Raw genomic sequence first — 18,568 nt, 5'->3', positions numbered from 1 at the left:
CCGCTTTCGGCAGCCGCGGCGGTCAACGTGTTGATCGCTTTGGCCGTCATGCCGGTTGTCGTCCGGTTGGCGGCGAAAGCGGGGGTGGAGGCGCCGCATGCGTGATGTGCTTTTCCTTCCGTTTGCCGACGGCATGGAGCTCGCCGTTGCGGCCGACGGTTCGGCGGCGGTCGGGGACAAGCCGGGTGATGTGGTGTCCGTCTCGGTGGATGTTGTTGCGTATTTTTCCGCCCGCGTTGCCTTGATGGAGCTGTTGAGCGTCGGAGCGGAAGCGAGGGTCGTCGTGCTGCAAAACTTCATCGCTGATGACCGGTGGGAAGCTCTTTGCTGCGGTATCAGGAGAACGTGCCGCGAGCTGGGGATCGATCTCCCGATCACCGGCAGCACGGAATCGAATTTTCCCACCGTGCAGTCGGCGCTTGGAGTGACGGCCATCGGGACGGTGGCCAACGAACGGAAACGAATCGGCATCACGCCCGAAGAGGCGAAGTTTGCCGTCATCGGCCGTCCTCTCGTCGGCTCGGCCGTGCTTTCACATCCGGAATGGGTTGCGCCGCTTCCGCTGTTTGCCGCGCTTCTCCGCACACCATACATTTACGAATTGATTCCCATCGGCTCGAAAGGTATTTATTACGAATGGACACAGCTGTTAGCCGCTAACGGCCGCCAAGGGCGGGCCTGCGCATGCCCGCTTCCGCTCTTTTCCTCCGGCGGCCCGGCGACGTCGGTGCTTGTCAGTTATGATCCAGATGGCGAACGTGAAATCAAAAAGCAAGCCGGCTCTCTCTTTTTTCCACTGCACGTCGAGTGGTAAAAGCCGGCTGCTTTTGGTGAAAAAATCATTCCCTTTTTCGCTCGGACCCGTTATCATGAAGATAATGGGATTTTTTTGTCGTGGTCCATGGAGGAGATAGGGGGAGAGAAGCGATGGACCCCGTCTTTGAACAGTTGTATGAAAAGTACCATCATGATTTGTTTAATTTTTTATTCTACATGGTGCGGAATCGAGAGCAGGCCGAAGATTTGGTTCAGGAAGTGTACGTCAGAGTGCTGCGCTCATACAAACGATTTAAAGGGCAGTGCAGCGAAAAAACGTGGCTGCTGTCCATTGCGCGCCATGTGGCCATTGATTTTTTTCGCAAGCAAAAACGCCGACGCCAATGGGCTGGTTCGGCGGAATGGAGCGAGGAACAAATCGGCGCCGACGAGCCGATTCCTGAGGAAATGGCGATTCAAAAAGAGGAAATTCAGCTTATGTACCGTGGTTTGGCGCGCTGCACGGTTGATCAGCGGCTTGTGCTCGTCCTTCGATTCATCCAGTCGCTGTCGATCGCGGAAACGGCGGAAGCGCTCGGCTGGACGGAAAGTAAAGTGAAAACGACGCAGCACCGCGCACTAAAGGCGCTCAAGCAATATATGGAGGAAGAGGCAAAACAGGAGGGGTGGCGGTGTGAAAAAGCTCAATTGGAATGAGCGATGCATTGAACATGGCCTTGAACAGTTGCCCGTCATCAAAGACCGGCGCACGAAAGAAGAAGTGTATGTCCGGCTGGTGCGCGCTCAGCGGATGGCGCGCTGGAAGCGGCGTTGGCTCCCAGCGGTTGCATCGGCGGCCGTGCTTGCATTGGCGGTTTATGCCGGTCCGCATTTTATCGTTCCAACACGTTCGGACAAAAACGAGGCTTCCTCATCCCCTGTTCAGACGCTAGAGGCGGATGGCGCTTCCTCTCACCCAAAAGCGATGATGGCCGCCAGCGAACCGGCGAATGCAGTGGTGATTGCCTTGCCCGATGAGCGAATCGGCCAAGTGGTGCCAGTGGTTGTTCCCCTTCCTGGCCGTTTTGCGCCGAAAGAACGGCTGTCCGCGGCGCTCGGTGAGCTTGCCCGTTCCCCGTTGCGTGAGGCGTCCGCGTGGCTCGACGGTGTGAAGATGGCCCCGGCGGCAGGCGATGGGCGCGTATGGGTTGTTCGCGTTCCAGCGAGCCATCGCGTGTTTGCCGCCAGCCATGAGGAACAACGCCTTTTTTTCGACGCGGTCATGGAAACAGTGCGGCAGATGGGCGGGCGAAGCATCCGCTTTTTCACTGGGGAGGAGGAGGGGCTCGATTTGCCAGTGTTGGGTCGTCTAAAAACGACAAAAATCAATGAGCAGAAGCGAATGTATTATCAAAACCGCTCCTCCTCCTTCGGCTATCCGGTGCTCATCCCGGCGCTAGGCAGCGCCCGCTCGTTTCCTGAGGCGCTGCAGCAGATGAAAAAATCGACGATCCACGGGCTTGAGCCGGCCATTCCACCAGGGGTGGAAGTTGATTCGGTCGATGTCGATGCGCGCCATGCTACGGTCCGGCTTCATTTGTCCGCTCGGCCAAGCGCGGAAGAAGCGGCGAGCATGGCGGAGGCCGTGCTGCTGACGGCGAAAGAGTTTGGGCTGCTTGACGTCACATTCGAATCGAGCGGGTTATCGACTCTTGGCCCGTATCCGCTTGGGAAGCCGATCAACGTGCCGGCCGGACCGAACGCCGCGTTGCTGGCAACCGGCCCGTAGCCGCCAGCGTGAGCTCTTAGCGGTTTTTAGACGGTATCATTTTGTTACATTTTTGGTAATGTCGACGCGAGGCCGTTCTATCGGCGTTCGTTTTGACATAAGACATATATGGTGCGACATAGGCAAGGAGGGATGGAAATGGGCGATGTGATGAGACGCCTTTTGGCGGTGGCTGGTGTGGCGGTATGCGTCGGACTGTTGTTTCTTGTCGGCGCCAACGGATGATTGGATGAATATTCGCAAAACGGTTGTCCTTTCTTGCGGTAATGCGTTATAATGAGAAAAACAGCAGGAGAGGAGAAACACCGATGTTGACCGATTATCATAACCATTTGGAACGAGGGGCGTTGACGCTTGATTATTTGCGCCAGTTCACGGATGCAGCGGTCAAAAAAGGCATCCAGCATTTCGGCATTTCCGAGCACGCGTACCATTTTTACCAAACGAAAAACATTTTGTCCAACCCGTGGGTCGACGCGCGCCGCTGCTACGATATGGACGATTATGTCCGGCTGTTCCACGAAGCGTGGGATGCGGGCCTCGATGTGAAAATGTCGATCGAAATGGATTATACGCCGGGCAAACACGAGGAAATGGCCGCCTTTATCCGCTCATACGAGTTTGACTATGTCATCGGTTCGATCCATTGGGTCGACGATTTCGGCATCGACTTAGCCGAATATCGCCACGAGTGGGAACGGCGCGATTTGTACGATACATACCGCAAATATTTCGATCAAGTCGTGACGCTCGCCGAGTCGAATTTGTTTGACATTATCGGCCACCTCGATTTGGTGAAAATTTTTAAATACGTCCCGGAAGATGAGGAATTTTTGCTTGAACAATACGATCGGGCGACAACAGCGCTCGCCAATTCGAAAACGTGCGTCGAAATCAGCACCGCCGGGCTGCGCAAGCCGGTTGGCGAACTGTATCCGGATCCGCGCCTGCTCCAAATGTGCTATGACAAAGGCATTCCGATTGTGTTGTCGTCCGACGCGCACGTGCCTGAGCATGTCGGCGCCGATTTTGACAAGGCGGTGGAACTCGCCCGCAGTGTCGGCTACACCGAGCTGATGACGTTCTCGAAAGGGGAGCGGAAGGCGGTGCCGCTCGGCTGAACGGAACTGACAAAACACGAGGGTGTCCCAAAAGGATCGGGACACCCTTTCTTAGTATGTAGGCGTAAAACAATCATGAAGAAACGATGCATTGTGTTTGGTTTAAGGAAAAACAACCTTTTGGGTCATGATCATCGCCTTTTCGCAAGAGGGAACTATACGATGCGAATGGCTGCTGTGGGGCTTGCTCGAACGAAAAACGCAGGCTCCTTTCTGGGAAGGCCTGCGTTTTTTGTATGATCTGCCCGCAGAAGCGGGTGGTTACGCTTCGAGCCGCTTCACCGTTTCGATGTCATCAATTTGCGCCAACGCCTGCAATACCTCATCATCAACCGGTTTGTCAAGCGATAAGATCATCATCGCCTTGCCCCCCGCTTCTTGGCGGCCGACTTGCATGGTGGCGATGTTGACATCGTGCGCCCCAAGCACGTTCCCGACTTTGCCGATCATCCCCGGCCGGTCTTGGTGCTGGATATACAGGAGATGGCCTTCCGGGGCAAAGTCGATGGCGACGCCGTCAAAATGGACGATGCGGTCGCCGTAGTTCGGCACGTGCGTCCCTTTGATGGTGAACGTTTTGTTTTCGCCATGGACGGTGAGCGAAATGCAGTTCGCATAGCCGTGCGTTTCATCGGAAAATTTTTCGCCGTATGTGATGCCGCGCTCTTTGGCGACCATGGCGGCGTTCACCTCGTTGACGGTTGAGGCGACGCGCGGCCGCAGGAAGCCGGCGAGCAGGCTGCGGGTGATGTACGTCGTCTCCAGATCAGCGACCGTGCCGGCGTAGGTGACCGACAGCTCTTGCACCGGGATGTTCATAAACTGCGATGCAATCAAGCCGAGCTTCCGGCCTAAATGATAGAATGCTTGAATTTTTTCATAGACGTCTTTCGACAACGCCGGCAAGTTGATCGATGAGGTGACGGGCCGCCCTTCAAAAAAGTGGAGCAGCTCTTCCGCGACTTGGGTGGCGACGTTCAGCTGCGCTTCGACGGTCGACGCCCCTAAATGCGGCGTGACGATCACATTGTCAAACGCTAAAAGCGGATGATCCCCTGGCGGCTCTTGTTCAAAGACGTCGAGGGCGACGCCGGCGACATGCCCGCTTTCCAAGAACGGGATGAGCGCCTGTTCGTCGATGATGCCGCCGCGGGCGCAGTTGATCAAATAGACGCCCTTTTTCGTTTTCGCCAAGTTTTCCGTGCCAAGCAACCCGCGCGTTTCTTTCGTGAGCGGCGTATGAACGGTGATGATGTCAGCCACGGCCAGCACTTCGTCAAGCGAGTGAATCGAGACGCCGAGTTTTTCGGCGCGTTCTTTCGTTAAAAATGGGTCGTACACGTGCACGCTCATGCCAAAGGCGCGCGCCCGTTTGGCGACTTCCGAGCCGATGCGGCCGAAGCCGATGATGCCCAATTTTTTGCCAAACAGCTCGTTGCCGACAAACGCCGAGCGGTTCCACTCCCTCGATTTGACGGAAATGTGCGCCTGCGGGATGCGTCGGACGAGGGCGGCCATCATGGCAAAGGTATGCTCAGCGGCCGAAATCGTATTGCCGTTTGGCGCGTTAATGACGACGATGCCGCGTTTCGTCGCTGCATCGACATCAATGTTGTCGACGCCCACCCCGGCGCGGCCGATAATTTTTAAGTTCGGCATTTTTTCCAATAGTTCTTCCGTCACTTTGGTGGCGCTGCGCACGAGCAAAGCGTCAAAGGTGTGCAATTCCTCTTCCGCTTCGGTTGTTTTCTTTTGCACGATGTCGATCTGCGCCGATGCGCAGAGCGGCGCCAAACCTTCTTCACTGATGGCGTCGGAAACGAGTACGCGAAACACAGTGGGTGCCCCTTTCTGTTTCAAGGATGTTAAATTTCTGATAATTTAACATGCGAAAGCGGTTTCTGTCAATGGGGGAAAAAGAAGTCATACCAATGAAAACGTTTTTTTGAGCAGGAATGTTCGGGGTTTGAAAAAGAAAAGCGCCCATATCAAACGACATGGGCAAAATTGTTCGGAAATAGAAAAACGGCGTCTGGTGAAATGAGATGTTGGACGGATTACTTGTTTTTCTGTTCGTTGTAGCGGGCGATGCATTCGTCGATCAATTTGGCGGCTGCTTCCGGCCCCTCCCATGTGCCGATTTCCGTCCGTTTCCCTTGCAAGTCTTTGTAGCGTTCAAAGAAGTGGGCGATTTCTTTCAGTTTGTGCTGCGGGAGGTCTTCAATCGATCTCACTTCGTCAAAGCGCGGATCTTCGACCGGAACGCCGATCAATTTCGCATCTTCTTCGCCGCTGTCGACCATGTTCAAATAGCCGATGACGCGCGTGTCGATGACGCAGCCCGGGAACGTCGGGTTTGTCGTGATGACCAAAATGTCGAGCGGGTCGCCATCCAGCGCCAACGTATTTTGCAAATAGCCGTATTCAGCCGGATAAAACATCGGTGAATATAGGACGCGGTCGAGCTTGAAAATGCCCCGTTCTTTGTCGAATTCGTATTTGTTTTGGCTCCCGGTTGGAATTTCGATAAACGCTTCGACAATTTTATTTTCGAATGCCATAACCCGTTCCTCCTTTGTTGGTTATGTATACATGAAAACTTGTCCACCCAGCAGGCGCGGCGGACAAGCCAATCTTATTGTAGCACGTTCGTTCAAGATGCGCCACTTGTGATTTCACGCTTGCATCAAAAAACCCTCTTGCCGGCAAGGCAAGAGGGGGAATGTCAGTCGAATTTATTCGGATCGCCGTCAAACGGCTCGTCAGCAACTTTGATCGATTCAGTCGGACAGCCTTCGAAGGCGTCCATCATATCGTCAATCAAAATCTCCGGCACTTCGACGATGCCTTGGTTGTCATCAAGGGTGACGTAGGCAATGCCGTCCTCGTCGTAGTCGTAAATGTCGGGAGCGGCGGCGCCGCAAGCTCCGCAGGCGATGCAAGTCTCTTTATCCACAATCGTATACTTTGGCATAAAAATCGAACCTCCCCAAGTTTATTGGAAACGGACGGGCCATCTCCGTGTTGCCTGCTCGGAAATGAACTTTTCACTTTTAATAATAAGACCGTACGGCCGGCTTTTCAACAAAAAAATCGCTCTCTTGTATTTTTACACATATGCATCTTATTTAGTTTTGTTATCATATGGCGGAACTGTCAACCGATCGATTTTTTCTGCCGACCGGTTGGGCGATTTTTGCTACAATAGAGGCGAGGGAGGAACGCAGGATGCGGCATGGCTATGCCTCATTTTTGCTCGCCCATTGCTTGCGCCGCTTCAACGGCGAACGGACGCTGGCGGCGGTGTATCATTTATTTTCGGGAAAAAAATCGGCGCAGACGCTCCAAGACAGCAAATGGTTTCAGCTTGAGCCGCTGTTTGGCACATGGAAGAATGTGACGATGGCGGCGCTCGAGGAAGCGGCAATGGCGCTTGTCGAACAGCGACTCGCTTTATCCGCGAAACAGCGGACATACACGTTGACCGCGGCAGGGGAAGAATGGCTTGCCGAGCAAGCAGCGCTTTTCCCCCGCCATCTGAACGGCTGGCGCTATCATGAGGCGGAACCGCTGTTTTGGCAGCGTCTTTCCTTGATCGGGCAGACATTGTCAAACCTCGTCTATGGGCGGCGTTTTGCACCGATTTGCCGCGACGAGCGGACGCTTCAATGGGTGAAGCAATATTTGCTTGCAAAAGGATCGAGCCAGATGTTGGCCGAGACGCTGTATCAAGAGCTCATCCGGCTGCTTGAAGCGGTTTCGGAAGAGGCGGCGGTGATCTTTACGCTGCGTTTGACGAGCGCGGTCCGCATCGGCTGGACGATGGAGCAAATCGCGGCCTATTTGCAAAAGGACGCGCTCTACGTGCAGTTTCAATTCCGCAACGTGCTTCATTACATCATGGCGGAAGCTGAGGCTGGACGCGTTCCGATGATGGCCGAATTGATGAGCGGACTGGCGCCGGCGGTGCTGACACAATCGGCGCAAAAAACGTACGAATGGCTGCGGAAAGGAAAAACGATAGAAGATATTTCCAATCTTCGCCGCTTGAAGCGAAGCACGATTGAGGATCACGTTGTCGAAATCGCTGCCAATGTGTCCGGTTTTTCGATCGCCCCGTTTGTCGACGATGAAAAGGCGGCGGCCATTCGAGCGGCGGCGCAGGCGCTTAGGACGAGGAAATTGAAAGAGATTCGCGAGGCGCTTGATGGCAAAGTCAGCTATTTCGAAATTCGGCTCGTGTTGGCAAAGGAAGTGGGACGTTGGACGAGTTGACGAAAACGCTGCGCATGAAGTTCGGACATGCTTCATTCCGCCCGGGTCAGCGGGAAGTGGCGGAAGATGTGCTTGCTGGGCGCGACGTGCTGGCGATGCTGCCGACCGGAAGCGGCAAGTCGCTTTGCTATCAGCTGCCAGCGTATTTGCTTCAAGGCAGTGTGCTGATCGTTTCGCCGCTTGTGTCGCTCATGGAGGACCAAGTCGAGCAGTTGCGCCGGCGCGGGGAAAAGCGAGTGATTGCTTTTCACAGCCTGCTTGATGCCGAAGAAAAATGGCAGGCGCTCGCTTCGCTTGCGGAGTTTCGCTTTATTTACGCGTCGCCGGAGATGCTGCAGTCGGCAAAATTTTTAACGGCGCTTCGGCGCGTATGCATTTCGCTTTTTGTCGTCGATGAAGCGCACTGCATTTCTCAATGGGGATATGACTTTCGCCCGGACTTTTTAAAGCTTGGGGAGATCCGGCGCGCGCTCGGGGCCCCGCCGTGTTTGGCGTTGACGGCGACGGCGCCGCCCGAGGTGCAGGAGGATATTATTCGCACGCTCGGGATGGATGGCGCCCGCCGCCATATTCATTCCGTCGATCGTCCGAACATCGCCTTGTGCGTGGAGCATTGTTCATCAACGGAGGACAAAGCGGCGCGCTTGGCCGATTATGCCAAGCGTCTCGAAGGCCCGGGAATCATTTATTTTTCGAGCCGTCAATGGGCGGAAGAGATGGCGCGCCGGCTCGAACAGTGCGGCGCGGGGCGGGTCGCCTATTACCATGCCGGCATGGACGGGGAGCAACGGCTGCTCGTGCAGCAGCAATTTGTCTACGGTCAGCTTGACATCGTATGTTGTACAAGCGCATTCGGCATGGGCGTGAACAAAGAAAACGTCCGATTTGTGCTTCATTTTCATATGCCGGCCCAGCTCGAGGCGTACGTGCAGGAAATCGGGCGCGCGGGGCGCGACGGAGCGCCAAGCCTTGCTGTGTTATTTTATGCGGACGGCGACCGGGCCATGGCCCAGGCGGTGGCGGAGGCCGAGCTGTTAAGTCCGCGCGAGCTGCGTGAGTGGTGTTGGCGGCTGCCGGAAGGAGCCGGATGGGAAGCGGCGATGGCGACGCTCGAGGCTGCCGGATTCACCGACGTACAAAAGCGGCTGTTGGCGTATTTTTTAGAACGGGAACAACGGGCGATGCCTGGTTGGCTGACAGCGGAGGCGAAAGAGCGGCTGTACGGCAGGATGGCAGCCGCCATCGAGGCGCGGCGGCGTTGGAAGCGGAAAAAACTGCAGGAAATGGATGAATGGGTGCACTTGTCTTCGTGTCGGCGTCAAGCGCTTGTCCGCGCGTTTGGCGAGGAGCTGACGGATCAGCAGAATGTCTGCTGCGATCGCTGCGGGCTTTCGCTTGACGGCTATGAACGAGCCGTCCGCCGTCCGGAGGAGGCGCCGGTTCGCCATTGGCGCGAGGAGTTGTGGGACATGCTTTTGGGCGGGGGGCGGACGAATGAAACGGCAAAGTGAACAAATCCGGCAGATGACAGAGCGCGAGCTGCTTTTTCATCTTTATGTAACGCAAGGGTTGCTGCTTCTTGTCGCCGGCGGCTGTTCGCTCTTTTTGTTCGATTGGGCGGAGTGGCGCCGGCTTTGGCGGTTCGATCTCACCGATGTGCTGCTATACGGAGCGGGCGGGGCGGCGCTCGTGCTGGCGGTCGATTTTTTGGCCATGCGCTATTTGCCGGATGATTGGCATGACGACGGCGGGGTGAACGAAAAAATATTCCGCGGCCGCTCGATTCCGCATCTCTTTTTTTTATGTGCGCTCATCGCTGTGACGGAAGAATGGCTGTTTCGCGGCGTTGTGCAGACGCATTGGGGGCTTGGAGCGGCAAGCGTCATTTTTGCTGTGCTGCATGTGCGCTATTTGGAAAAATGGTTTTTGTTTCTGATGGTTGTGCTCATCAGTTTGTTTCTCGGTGCGCTTTACGAACAGACCGGGAGTTTATGGGTGACGGTTGTTGCCCACTTTTTGATCGATGTGGTGCTCGCTTTGCATATTCGGCTGCAGCGGGAGGAAGGGGTGAAGCGATGAAAGGAACACAGGAGCGCCGAGCGGGGCGGCGCTTGCGGATCGATGAGAGCGCGCCGTCCTCGCGCATCAAACGGCGGAGGGAAAAAGAAGAACAAAAGCGAAAATACGTCCCGGCCCGCCTGCTCGTGTTCTTGTTTTTGGCGTTGCCGGCAGTCGTGCTGGCCATCCACCATGTCCAATCGAGGTCCGACACGGTCACAGTCGTTCGTCATGAAGATCAAAGCGGCCGCGAGACGGTGCGCATTATTCAAGACGACGAAGTCAAGAGGACAGAACAGGCGGCCAAATCGAAGCAGAAGAGCGCCGCCGACCGAGGAAGCGTCGGCGGCCGGGAAAAGAAGACCGATGATGAACAAGGAAAAATCATCACCCATGTCGTCGCAGCCAATGAGACGCTCTACAGCATCGCCATGAAATATTACGGCACGCCTGATGCGATCGATCTCATTAAAAAGGAAAACGGCTTGTCGACGGGCCGCCTTCAGCCAGGGCAAACGCTGCGCATTCCGCTTGACGAAAACCATTGAGCGAAACAAAGCATTGTCTGCCGCTCCCCTTTCTTTGTTCTAATGCTGCCTTCTGCGGCATATGATGGACAATAAAAACAGGACAAGGGGGAGAGGAGATGGTCCATTTTCCAGATGAATTTCCCCTCGATGAAGTGGCGAAGGAAATGTTGATGGCCGTCATCGAAAAAAAGAAAAAATGGGAGCGGCTCGAAAAGCGGACGTTGCTCTTGCAGGCGGCCGCGTTTTCCGGTTTGGCCGTTTTCCTGCTTTATCTTTTGGCCAAGGCGGCGGCTTTCGGGACGTGGGGAGAGCGGATCGCCTGGTTTTTCGCTGCGCCTGCCCATGTGTTGATTCTGCTTCTTTTAAGCACCGTTTATTGGGCAGCCGTCTACTACAAAGGAAAAAGCGAAAAGGCGGAAGACGATTTTCACGCCCTCCGCTGTGAGATCATTCAAAAAAGCATCGATTTATGGCAGGACCAAGAACAGTGGAACGGGCGCCATCGGCTGTTTGAATGGATGAAGCGGGAGTATGGCATCAATCTTTATTATGAACAAAGTTGAGCGGGGGTTCCGCTCAGCTGCTGGCTTAGAAAACCTTTTTATGGTTGCGCTCCTCTTTTAAAATTTCCACCGCTTCACGGAACCGTTGGGCATGGATGATTTCCCGCTCGCGCAAAAAGCGGAGTCCGTCGTTTAAATCCGGGTCGTCGCTCATATTGATGATCCACTGATATGTCGCGCGCGCTTTTTCTTCGGCCGCGATGTCCTCATACAAGTCGGTGATCGGGTCGCCTTTCGCTTGGATGTACGTCGCCGTGAATGGAACGCCGGCGGCGTTATGGTAAAAGAGGGCGCGCTCATGGTCGACGTAATGCGGCTCCAGCCCGGCTTCTTTTAGCTGCTCAGGCGTCGCGTCTTTCGTCAGTTTGTACACCATCGTTGCGATCATTTCAAGGTGGGCGAGTTCTTCCGTACCGATGTCGTTTAGCAGCCCGATGACTTTCGGCGGCAGCGTATAGCGCTGGTTTAAGTAGCGGAGCGCCGCTGCCAGCTCCCCGTCTGCCCCGCCGTATTGCTCGATCAAATATTTTGCCAGCCGCGGATTGCACGTGCTGACGCGGACCGGGTATTGCAATTTTTTTTCATAAATCCACATGATCCGTTCCCCCCTTGCGTTCGTGATGGATCGGCTACACTTGCCAAGGCCATGGCGTGTCGTCCCAGTTCCACGGGTAGTTGGAATAGCTATGGCCAAACTGTTCAAGCGGACCATAGGCGGCTTCAAATTGTTTTTTCAGCTGTTTCCGTTTTTTGGCGAGTTGGTTAAATTGTTGAATCGCTTGATAGTCGGTCGGATGGGTGTCCAAGTAGAGTGTCAGTTCGACGAGGGCAAAGTCGACGGCTTGCAGCTCTTCAAGCTGTTCATAATACTCCTTTGGCATTTGTTTCATGAGCCATCACCTTTTGTCTTTGTTTCGTAAGGGCTGTAGTACGGATCGTAAAACACTTGCCAAAGCGTCCCTTTCATCAACGCTTCACGAAGAGGGAATTGCGGCAAGTTGGGCGGCTGGAATCCGACGTATAAGTTTGGTGCGGTGACGTATGTTTTCACGCGGATCGGCGGGCATGGGTCAAACGGGCTTGTATACGGCTCATATTGTTTGCGCGTTGTAAACATGAAACCCCTCCTTTTTTGGCAAAGTTCAGTCTATATTATGATAGAGCAGTACCGTTCATGCCTGTTTGTCATGGCGAATCATGGCAATAATAAGGAGGAAAAAATGGGCCGCCTATGGATGATCGCCTTTGTCGCTGTCTTGTGCACGTATTTGTTTTTTCGCTGGCTGCCGCCCCTTGAGCCGTTTTCCCCAACCTTGTTTTTGACGCAGCTGTTGTTTTCCCCGTTTCGAACATGGCTTGCTTTTGCTTGTTTTTTGCTCGGCGTCGCTGCCAACGGGGCGCTTCTTAGCATCGCTGTAACCGGGACGGTGCGTTTATTGTCCGGCCGGCGGCTCCGCTTAGGCCAATGGTTGCTCAGCTTGGCGGCGCTCGGCCATTTTTATTGGGCGTTTCAGTTCCATTGGCGGCTGGCGGCGCTTTTTTTCGTTTTTTCTTTTTTTATGGTATGATGACGTTGAGAAGCCGCCAGACGATGCCGCATCGCTGGCCATGACAGGAGGAAGTATGCTGATCGGGGAGCAACCGAGAAAAAATGCTTGTCTAAAACGGGGAAAACGATGTAAACTCATTAATAACAACAAACGAACCAATTGCCGCTTGCGTCATACAATAACGGTAAGAGATGGCTCTGTAGGTAAGGAGGGGTGCCGATGCGTCTTGAGCGCTTGACCCACAACAAAATCAAAATTTTCCTGACGTTTGACGATTTGCTGGACCGCGGGTTGACGAAAGACGATTTATGGAAAGATACGTTTAAAGTCCATCAGCTGTTCCGCGATATGATCGAGGAAGCAAGCGAAGAGCTCGGTTTTGAAGTGAACGGATCGATCGCGGTCGAAGTGTACTCTTTACCGGCGCAGGGCATGGTCGTTATCGTTACGAACGAAGGCGACTACGACGACATGGAAGAAGAATTCGCCGACGATTATATCGAAATGCAAGTAACGCTCGATGAGAGCGATGACATATTTTACGAATTCCAAACGTTTGAAGATGTCATCCAGCTCGTTCATCGCCTGCATGCGGTCGGCTGCCTCGACGGCACGCTTTATTCCTATCAAGGCCGCTTTTACTTGCATGTTCCCGAAGAGCCCCCAATTCCGCTCGACAACTTTGTCGCCTTGCTGGCCGAGTTTGGCAACCCGGCTACGATAACGATACATCGTGTGCAAGAATATGGGAAGCGGCTGATTGAACGCCGCGCGATCGAACAGCTCGTTCGTTATTTCCGCGCCAATTAAAGGTATAGAAAGGCTCCTTGAAATGGACAAGGAGTCTATTTTTTTGCGCCAACTGTTCGACGCCGCTTCGCCATTTTTCCTTTGCATCCGGCCACAGAAGGTGTATACTATGACATGAAAGGCGACAAATTATTATAGCGAGCTTATAGGAGGTTTACGTATGGCAGCCGATAAGCATACGGAAGAGAAAGAACAACAATACGACGTGCTGGCGTCGACACAAATTGTTATACATAGAGCGTTGGAAAAGCTCGGCTACCCGGAAGAAGTGTATGAGCTGTTAAAAGAGCCGATCCGCGTGTTGACAGTCCGCATTCCGGTGCGCATGGACGACGGGTCGGTGAAAATTTTTACCGGCTACCGCGCGCAGCATAACGATGCGGTCGGTCCGACGAAAGGCGGCGTGCGTTTCCATCCTGATGTGACGGAACGAGAAGTGAAAGCGCTGTCGATTTGGATGAGCTTAAAGTGCGGCATCGTTGACTTGCCATACGGCGGCGGCAAAGGCGGCATCGTCTGCGACCCGCGCACGATGTCGTTCCGCGAGCTCGAGCGGCTAAGCCGCGGCTACGTGCGCGCCATCAGCCAAATCGTCGGACCGACAAAAGACATTCCGGCGCCGGATGTGTTTACGAACTCGCAAATTATGGCGTGGATGATGGATGAGTACAGCCGAATTCGCGAGTTTGATTCGCCAGGGTTTATCACCGGGAAGCCGCTTGTCCTCGGCGGTTCGCACGGCCGGGAAACAGCGACGGCCAAAGGAGTGACCATTTGCATCCGCGAGGCGGCGAAAAAACGCGGCTTGTCGCTCAAGGGAGCGCGCGTCGTCGTTCAAGGGTTCGGCAACGCCGGCAGCTATTTGGCCAAATTTATGCACGACGCCGGGGCGAAAGTCGTCGGCATTTCCGATGTGTACGGCGCGCTGTACGACCCGAACGGGCTCGACATCGACTATTTGCTTGAACGGCGCGACAGCTTTGGCACGGTGACGAAGCTGTTTAAAAATACGATTTCGAATCAAGAGCTGCTTGAGCTCGATTGCGATATTTTGGTGCCGGCGGCCATCGAAAACCAAATTACGGCCGAAAACGCTCCGCGCATTAAGGCGAGCATCGTCGTCGAGGCGGCGAACGGGCCGACGACGCTTGAGGCGACGGAAATTTTGACGCAGCGCGGCATTTTGCTCGTTCCGGACGTGCTTGCAAGCGCTGGGGGCGTGACTGTGTCGTACTTCGAATGGGTGCAAAACAACCAAGGTTACTATTGGACGGAAGAAGAAGTGGAACAGCGGCTTGAAAAAGTGATGGTCAAAGCGTTCAACAACGTGTATGAAATGGCGCAGACGCGCCGCGTCGACATGCGCCTTGCCGCCTACATGGTCGGCGTCCGCAAAATGGCGGAAGCGTGCCGGTTCCGCGGCTGGGTGTGAGGCGAGCAAGCGCCGATGTTTGCAAGCTTTGGTGAAATCCCCTATCATAAGATAGGGGATTTTTTGCTTCATGCGAGGTGGCAAAAACGATGAAAGAGGAGAAAATCATTATTGTCGGCGGCGGTCCGTGCGGGCTGGCGGCGGCGATTGCTTTGCAAGACGCCGGATTTTCGCCGCTGGTGATCGAGAAAGGAAACATCGTCCATTCGATTTACCGTTTTCCGACGCATCAGACGTTTTTCAGCACGAGCGACCGGTTGGAGATCGGCGGCGTGCCGTTTATCACGGAAAACCGGAAGCCGACGCGAAATCAAGCGCTCGCTTATTACCGGGAAGTCGTGGTTCGCAAGCAAGTGCGCGTCAATACGTTTGAAGAAGTGAAAACCGTCAAGCCGCAGGAAGATGGAGCATTTCTTATTGAAACGACAAAAGGGACGTACCGCGCGCAGTACGTCGTCATCGCCACCGGCTATTACGACCATCCAAACTATATGAACGTGCCGGGGGAAGAGCTGCCGAAAGTGATGCATTACTTTAAAGAAGCGCATCCGTACTTCAACACCGACTGCGTTGTCATCGGCGGGAAAAACTCGAGCGTCGACGCGGCGATGGAGCTTGTGAAAGCTGGGGCGCGCGTGACAGTGCTGTATCGCGGCAACGAGTATTCGAAAAGCATTAAGCCGTGGATTTTGCCGGAGTTTGACTCTCTTGTGAAGAAAGGCGTCATCCGCATGGAGTTTCGCGCACATGTGAAAGCAATTACCGAAGATGCGGTCGTGTATGAAGTGGACGGGGAAACGAAAACAATCAAAAACGACTTTGTGTTTGCCATGACCGGCTACCATCCGGATCATCGCTTCTTGATGAACATCGGGGTGCAGATCGACCCGGAAAGCGGCCGGCCGCATTATGATTCAGAGACGATGGAAACAAACGTGCCGGGGGTGTTTATCGCCGGGGTGATCGCCGCTGGCAACGATGCGAATGAAATTTTTATCGAAAACGGCCGCTTCCATGGAGACGCTATTGCCGCCTGCATCGCCAAGCGCGAACGGGAGGGGTCGGCCAAGCAGCTGCAGTAGCGCTTCTTGGCCAATACATCGACTGGGCATATGACGGCATGCCCTCCTCGAACAATGAACGCCTTGCGGGCAAATGACATTTGCCCGCCGGCGTTCTTGTTCGAGGGAAGAGGCAGAAAAGCGTGTGTTCAGCCATACCATTCTTTGTTTTTTAGTAAAATAATGGATAATCAACATTCGTGTAATGATGCTAAAGCGAGAAAGCGAGGGTGGCTTGCGTGACGAAACGGAAAGTGGTGCTCCTGACAACCGGCGGCACGATTGCGAGCAAGCGAAACGAACGCTCCGGCCGCCTGCGGGCCGGGGCGCTAAGCGGTGAAGAACTTGCGGCGATGTGCCATTTGCCGAAAGAAATTGAAATCATCGTGGAAAGCGTATTTCAATTGCCAAGCATGCATTTGACGTTTTCGCATTGGCTTGAGCTGAAAAAACGGATTGAGGCGCATTTCACCGATCCATCCGTTGATGGCATCGTCGTCACTCACGGAACCGATGCGCTCGAAGAAACGGCCTATTTCCTTGATTTGACGATCGATGACCCGCGGACGATCGTCGTCACCGGTTCGCAGCGGGCGCCGTCTGATTTGGGCAGCGATGTGTACATCAACATCCGCCATGCCATTTACGCCGCGTGCGCCGAGTCGTTGCGTGGGGCGGGGGCGGTCGTTGTGTTCAATGAACGCATTTTTGCCGCGAAATACGTGAAAAAAGAACACGCCTCGAACATTCAAGGATTCAACGCTTTCGGCTTCGGCTATTTAGGCATCATTGACAACGATGAGGTGTACGTGTACCAAAAGCCGATCCGACGCGAATATTACAAGCTTGTGCGCCCGCTTCCGCCGGTGGACATTGTGAAATGCTACTTGGAGGCGGACGGCAAGTTCATTAAAGCGGCTCGAGAAAGCGGCGTCGCTGGCATTGTGCTCGAAGGGGTCGGCCGCGGGCAAGTGGCGCCAAAAATGGTCGATGAAATCGTCAAAGCCATCGAAGCGGGGATCAAAGTCGTTGTGACGACGAGCGCCGAGGAAGGGGCGGTGTATACAACGTACGATTACCCCGGCAGCGCCTACGATTTGCATAAGAAAGGGGTTATTCTTGGCAGCGACTACGATGCGAAAAAGGCGCGCATCAAGCTCGCTGTCGCTCTTGCTGCCGACGCCGCCGTTGATGGCTTGTTCGCTTATTAGGCAACAAGCGGCCCAGCAATTCCTCTTTTTTTCTCCCCTGTTTCGTGGTACGATGAAGTTAAAAATGCCAAAGAAACGGGGATCGAGGATGTTTTCGTTGATTTCCGCCGGCGTCGCCCCCGGGGTGGCGCTGCTTAGTTATTTTTATTTAAAGGACGAGTATGAGGCTGAGCCGCTTTCGTTTGTGTTGCGCATGTTTTTGTTCGGCGTCTTGCTTGTGTTTCCGATCATGTTCATCCAATACGTGCTGGCGGCAGAAGGGATCGTCGCGTCGCCGGCAGCCGAGGCGTTTCTTTCCGCTGCGCTCCTTGAGGAGTTTGTCAAATGGTTTGTCGTTTATTTTTTTGTGTATGACCACGACGAATTTGACGAGCCGTATGACGGCATTGTGTACAGCGCCAGCGTCTCGCTTGGGTTCGCGACGCTGGAAAACATTTTGTACTTGTTGGCCAACGGAGTGGAGACGGCCATTGCCCGTGCGCTTTTGCCGGTGTCCAGTCATGCGCTCTTTTCCGTCATCATGGGGTTTTATTTCGGCAAGGCGAAGTTTGCCGTAAAAAAGCGCCGCTATTATTTATGGGCGTCGTTTTTGTTGCCGTTTTTCCTTCATGGCGTCTATGACTGGCTGTTGCTCGCCAAAGAGCGATGGGGCTATTACATGGGGTTGTTTATGCTCGCCTTATGGTGGGCGGCGTTGCGCAAAGTAAAACAAGCGAAAGGATACGCCCGCCCTCAAGCGGTGCCGCCTGTGAAAAGCCAAGCGTAAAAGCTTTGGCTTTTTCTTTTTTTCGCATAAAAAAGGGAAACGGAAGGAAAATAGGGGTAAAAACGGTGAGTGTTGATGGGAGGTTCACATATGGCAAGAAAATGGGTTCTATTCATCGCATTGGCTGTTTGGACGTGCATTTACCCATCAGGCCATGCTTTCGCGTTTTCCCCGCAAGTGATTCAGCGTGGAGCAGTTGGCGATGATGTCATTGAACTGCAGGCGCGGTTGCAATACCTTGGGTTTTACAACGGCAAAATTGACGGCGTGTTTGGCTGGCGAACGTATTGGGCGCTGCGCAATTTCCAATACGAATACGGCTTGCCGGTCGATGGACTAGCCGGATCGGAGACGAAACGGAAGCTTGTGAACGCTTCAAAATATTACGAGCAGTTTGTGAAAGAGCAAATCCGCCAAGGAAACGATTTCACCCATTACGGCGGCATTCCGCTCAGCCAGCAGGTGAAAAAACGCGGCGGAGGATCGTCGCGGGCAGCGAAAACGACGGCGTCGAACGTGCCGAAAGGGTTTTCGCAAAACGATATTCGGCTGATGGCAAACGCCGTTTACGGGGAAGCGCGCGGGGAGCCGTACATCGGACAAGTGGCGGTTGCCGCCTTTTCGGCTTGATTTTGAACGAGACGCT

20 protein-coding genes and 2 pseudogenes are annotated in these 18,568 nt (G+C 54.3%); 16 read left to right on the top strand and 6 right to left on the bottom strand.

What is annotated here, in order from left to right; all coding sequences use genetic code 11:
• Positions 1-97: 97 nt before the first annotated feature.
• The 4 genes from T260_RS127975 (at position 98) to T260_RS127990 (ending at position 3,666) form a co-directional block, all read left to right on the top strand.
• Positions 98-814, top strand: a complete 717-nt coding sequence (locus T260_RS127975; protein WP_014196222.1) for an AIR synthase family protein — start codon at positions 98-100, stop codon at positions 812-814.
• 113 nt (positions 815-927) lie between these two features.
• Positions 928-1,473 carry an RNA polymerase sigma factor SigX gene (gene sigX, locus T260_RS127980; protein ID WP_011231737.1) on the top strand — a complete coding sequence of 182 codons (546 nt, stop codon included), beginning with the start codon at positions 928-930 and terminating at the stop codon, positions 1,471-1,473.
• Positions 1,451-2,545: an RsiX family anti-sigma factor gene (locus T260_RS127985; RefSeq protein ID WP_011231736.1), complete on the top strand. Its 1,095-nt coding sequence runs from the start codon at positions 1,451-1,453 to the stop codon at positions 2,543-2,545. Before sigX ends, T260_RS127985 begins: the two co-directional genes overlap by 23 nt.
• A 308-nt stretch (positions 2,546-2,853) precedes the next feature.
• Positions 2,854-3,666: a histidinol-phosphatase gene (locus T260_RS127990; protein ID WP_011231732.1), complete on the top strand. Its 813-nt coding sequence runs from the start codon at positions 2,854-2,856 to the stop codon at positions 3,664-3,666.
• A gap of 261 nt (positions 3,667-3,927) precedes the next feature.
• On the opposite strand, the gene serA is transcribed toward T260_RS127990, so the two are convergent.
• From serA to T260_RS128005, 3 genes are all read right to left on the bottom strand, one after another.
• Positions 3,928-5,502: a phosphoglycerate dehydrogenase gene (gene serA / locus T260_RS127995; RefSeq protein WP_012820732.1), complete on the bottom strand. Its 1,575-nt coding sequence runs from the start codon at positions 5,500-5,502 to the stop codon at positions 3,928-3,930.
• A gap of 221 nt (positions 5,503-5,723) precedes the next feature.
• Positions 5,724-6,227 carry an inorganic diphosphatase gene (locus tag T260_RS128000; RefSeq protein WP_011231730.1) on the bottom strand — a complete coding sequence of 168 codons (504 nt, stop codon included), beginning with the start codon at positions 6,225-6,227 and terminating at the stop codon, positions 5,724-5,726.
• Positions 6,228-6,391: 164 nt separating this feature from the next.
• The gene (locus T260_RS128005) at positions 6,392-6,640 is read right to left on the bottom strand and encodes a ferredoxin (protein ID WP_011231729.1); all 249 of its coding nucleotides are present in this window, start codon (positions 6,638-6,640) and stop codon (positions 6,392-6,394) included.
• 254 nt (positions 6,641-6,894) lie between these two features.
• Here T260_RS128005 and T260_RS128010 point away from each other — a divergent pair, with 254 nt between their 5' ends.
• The 5 genes from T260_RS128010 to T260_RS128030 all read left to right on the top strand — a co-directional run bounded on the left by T260_RS128010 (position 6,895) and on the right by T260_RS128030 (position 11,092).
• Entirely contained in the window at positions 6,895-7,941 is a 1,047-nt protein-coding gene (locus T260_RS128010; RefSeq protein ID WP_020278291.1) for a YpbB family protein, read from the top strand.
• Positions 7,929-9,452, top strand: coding sequence for a RecQ family ATP-dependent DNA helicase (locus T260_RS128015; protein ID WP_023634079.1), 1,524 nt, complete (start codon positions 7,929-7,931; stop codon positions 9,450-9,452). The genes T260_RS128010 and T260_RS128015 overlap by 13 nt, the downstream gene beginning before the upstream one ends.
• Positions 9,436-10,020 (top strand): CPBP family intramembrane glutamic endopeptidase, encoded by a 585-nt coding sequence (locus tag T260_RS128020; RefSeq protein WP_023634078.1) that lies wholly within the window; start codon positions 9,436-9,438, stop codon positions 10,018-10,020. Before T260_RS128015 ends, T260_RS128020 begins: the two co-directional genes overlap by 17 nt.
• Positions 10,017-10,547: a LysM peptidoglycan-binding domain-containing protein gene (locus T260_RS128025; protein WP_023634077.1), complete on the top strand. Its 531-nt coding sequence runs from the start codon at positions 10,017-10,019 to the stop codon at positions 10,545-10,547. Before T260_RS128020 ends, T260_RS128025 begins: the two co-directional genes overlap by 4 nt.
• Positions 10,548-10,645: 98 nt before the next feature.
• Positions 10,646-11,092: a YpbF family protein gene (locus T260_RS128030; RefSeq protein ID WP_011231724.1), complete on the top strand. Its 447-nt coding sequence runs from the start codon at positions 10,646-10,648 to the stop codon at positions 11,090-11,092.
• 25 nt (positions 11,093-11,117) lie between these two features.
• Here T260_RS128030 and T260_RS128035 read toward each other — a convergent pair whose 3' ends face one another.
• Genes T260_RS128035 through T260_RS128045 form a run of 3 tightly spaced genes read right to left on the bottom strand, consistent with a single transcriptional unit; the run spans position 11,118 to position 12,209 of the window.
• The gene (locus tag T260_RS128035) at positions 11,118-11,687 is read right to left on the bottom strand and encodes a manganese catalase family protein (RefSeq protein ID WP_011231723.1); all 570 of its coding nucleotides are present in this window, start codon (positions 11,685-11,687) and stop codon (positions 11,118-11,120) included.
• 34 nt (positions 11,688-11,721) lie between these two features.
• Complete coding sequence (locus T260_RS128040; RefSeq protein ID WP_014196218.1) at positions 11,722-11,982, bottom strand: spore coat protein CotJB; 261 nt, start codon at positions 11,980-11,982, stop codon at positions 11,722-11,724.
• Positions 11,979-12,209, bottom strand: a complete 231-nt coding sequence (locus tag T260_RS128045; protein ID WP_014196217.1) for a spore coat associated protein CotJA — start codon at positions 12,207-12,209, stop codon at positions 11,979-11,981. Before T260_RS128045 ends, T260_RS128040 begins: the two co-directional genes overlap by 4 nt.
• Positions 12,210-12,312: 103 nt before the next feature.
• On the opposite strand from T260_RS128045, the pseudogene T260_RS01000000138015 reads away from it, so the two are divergent.
• From T260_RS01000000138015 to T260_RS128075, 7 genes and pseudogenes are all read left to right on the top strand, one after another.
• Positions 12,313-12,704, top strand: a pseudogene (locus T260_RS01000000138015) (hypothetical protein).
• A 157-nt stretch (positions 12,705-12,861) separates the two neighbouring features.
• On the top strand, positions 12,862-13,452 hold the full coding sequence (locus T260_RS128050) for a genetic competence negative regulator (protein ID WP_023634076.1): 591 nt from the start codon (positions 12,862-12,864) through the stop codon (positions 13,450-13,452).
• A gap of 160 nt (positions 13,453-13,612) precedes the next feature.
• Complete coding sequence (locus T260_RS128055; protein WP_011231719.1) at positions 13,613-14,884, top strand: Glu/Leu/Phe/Val family dehydrogenase; 1,272 nt, start codon at positions 13,613-13,615, stop codon at positions 14,882-14,884.
• Between the two features lie 89 nt (positions 14,885-14,973).
• Positions 14,974-15,966 (top strand): YpdA family putative bacillithiol disulfide reductase, encoded by a 993-nt coding sequence (locus T260_RS128060; RefSeq protein ID WP_011231718.1) that lies wholly within the window; start codon positions 14,974-14,976, stop codon positions 15,964-15,966.
• A gap of 218 nt (positions 15,967-16,184) precedes the next feature.
• Positions 16,185-17,156: an asparaginase gene (locus T260_RS128065; RefSeq protein ID WP_011231717.1), complete on the top strand. Its 972-nt coding sequence runs from the start codon at positions 16,185-16,187 to the stop codon at positions 17,154-17,156.
• An 88-nt stretch (positions 17,157-17,244) separates the two neighbouring features.
• Positions 17,245-17,922: a glutamic-type intramembrane protease PrsW gene (prsW, locus tag T260_RS128070; RefSeq protein ID WP_012820744.1), complete on the top strand. Its 678-nt coding sequence runs from the start codon at positions 17,245-17,247 to the stop codon at positions 17,920-17,922.
• A 90-nt stretch (positions 17,923-18,012) separates the two neighbouring features.
• Positions 18,013-18,540, top strand: a pseudogene (locus T260_RS128075) (peptidoglycan-binding protein); the annotation flags it as partial.
• Positions 18,541-18,568: the final 28 nt, after the last annotated feature.

This window comes from Geobacillus thermopakistaniensis (genome assembly GCF_000498995.1).
GTDB classification, from domain to species: domain Bacteria; phylum Bacillota; class Bacilli; order Bacillales; family Anoxybacillaceae; genus Geobacillus; species Geobacillus thermoleovorans.
Note: the sequence above shows the minus strand (reverse complement) of the source record. Positions and strands in the feature narration are given on the sequence as shown.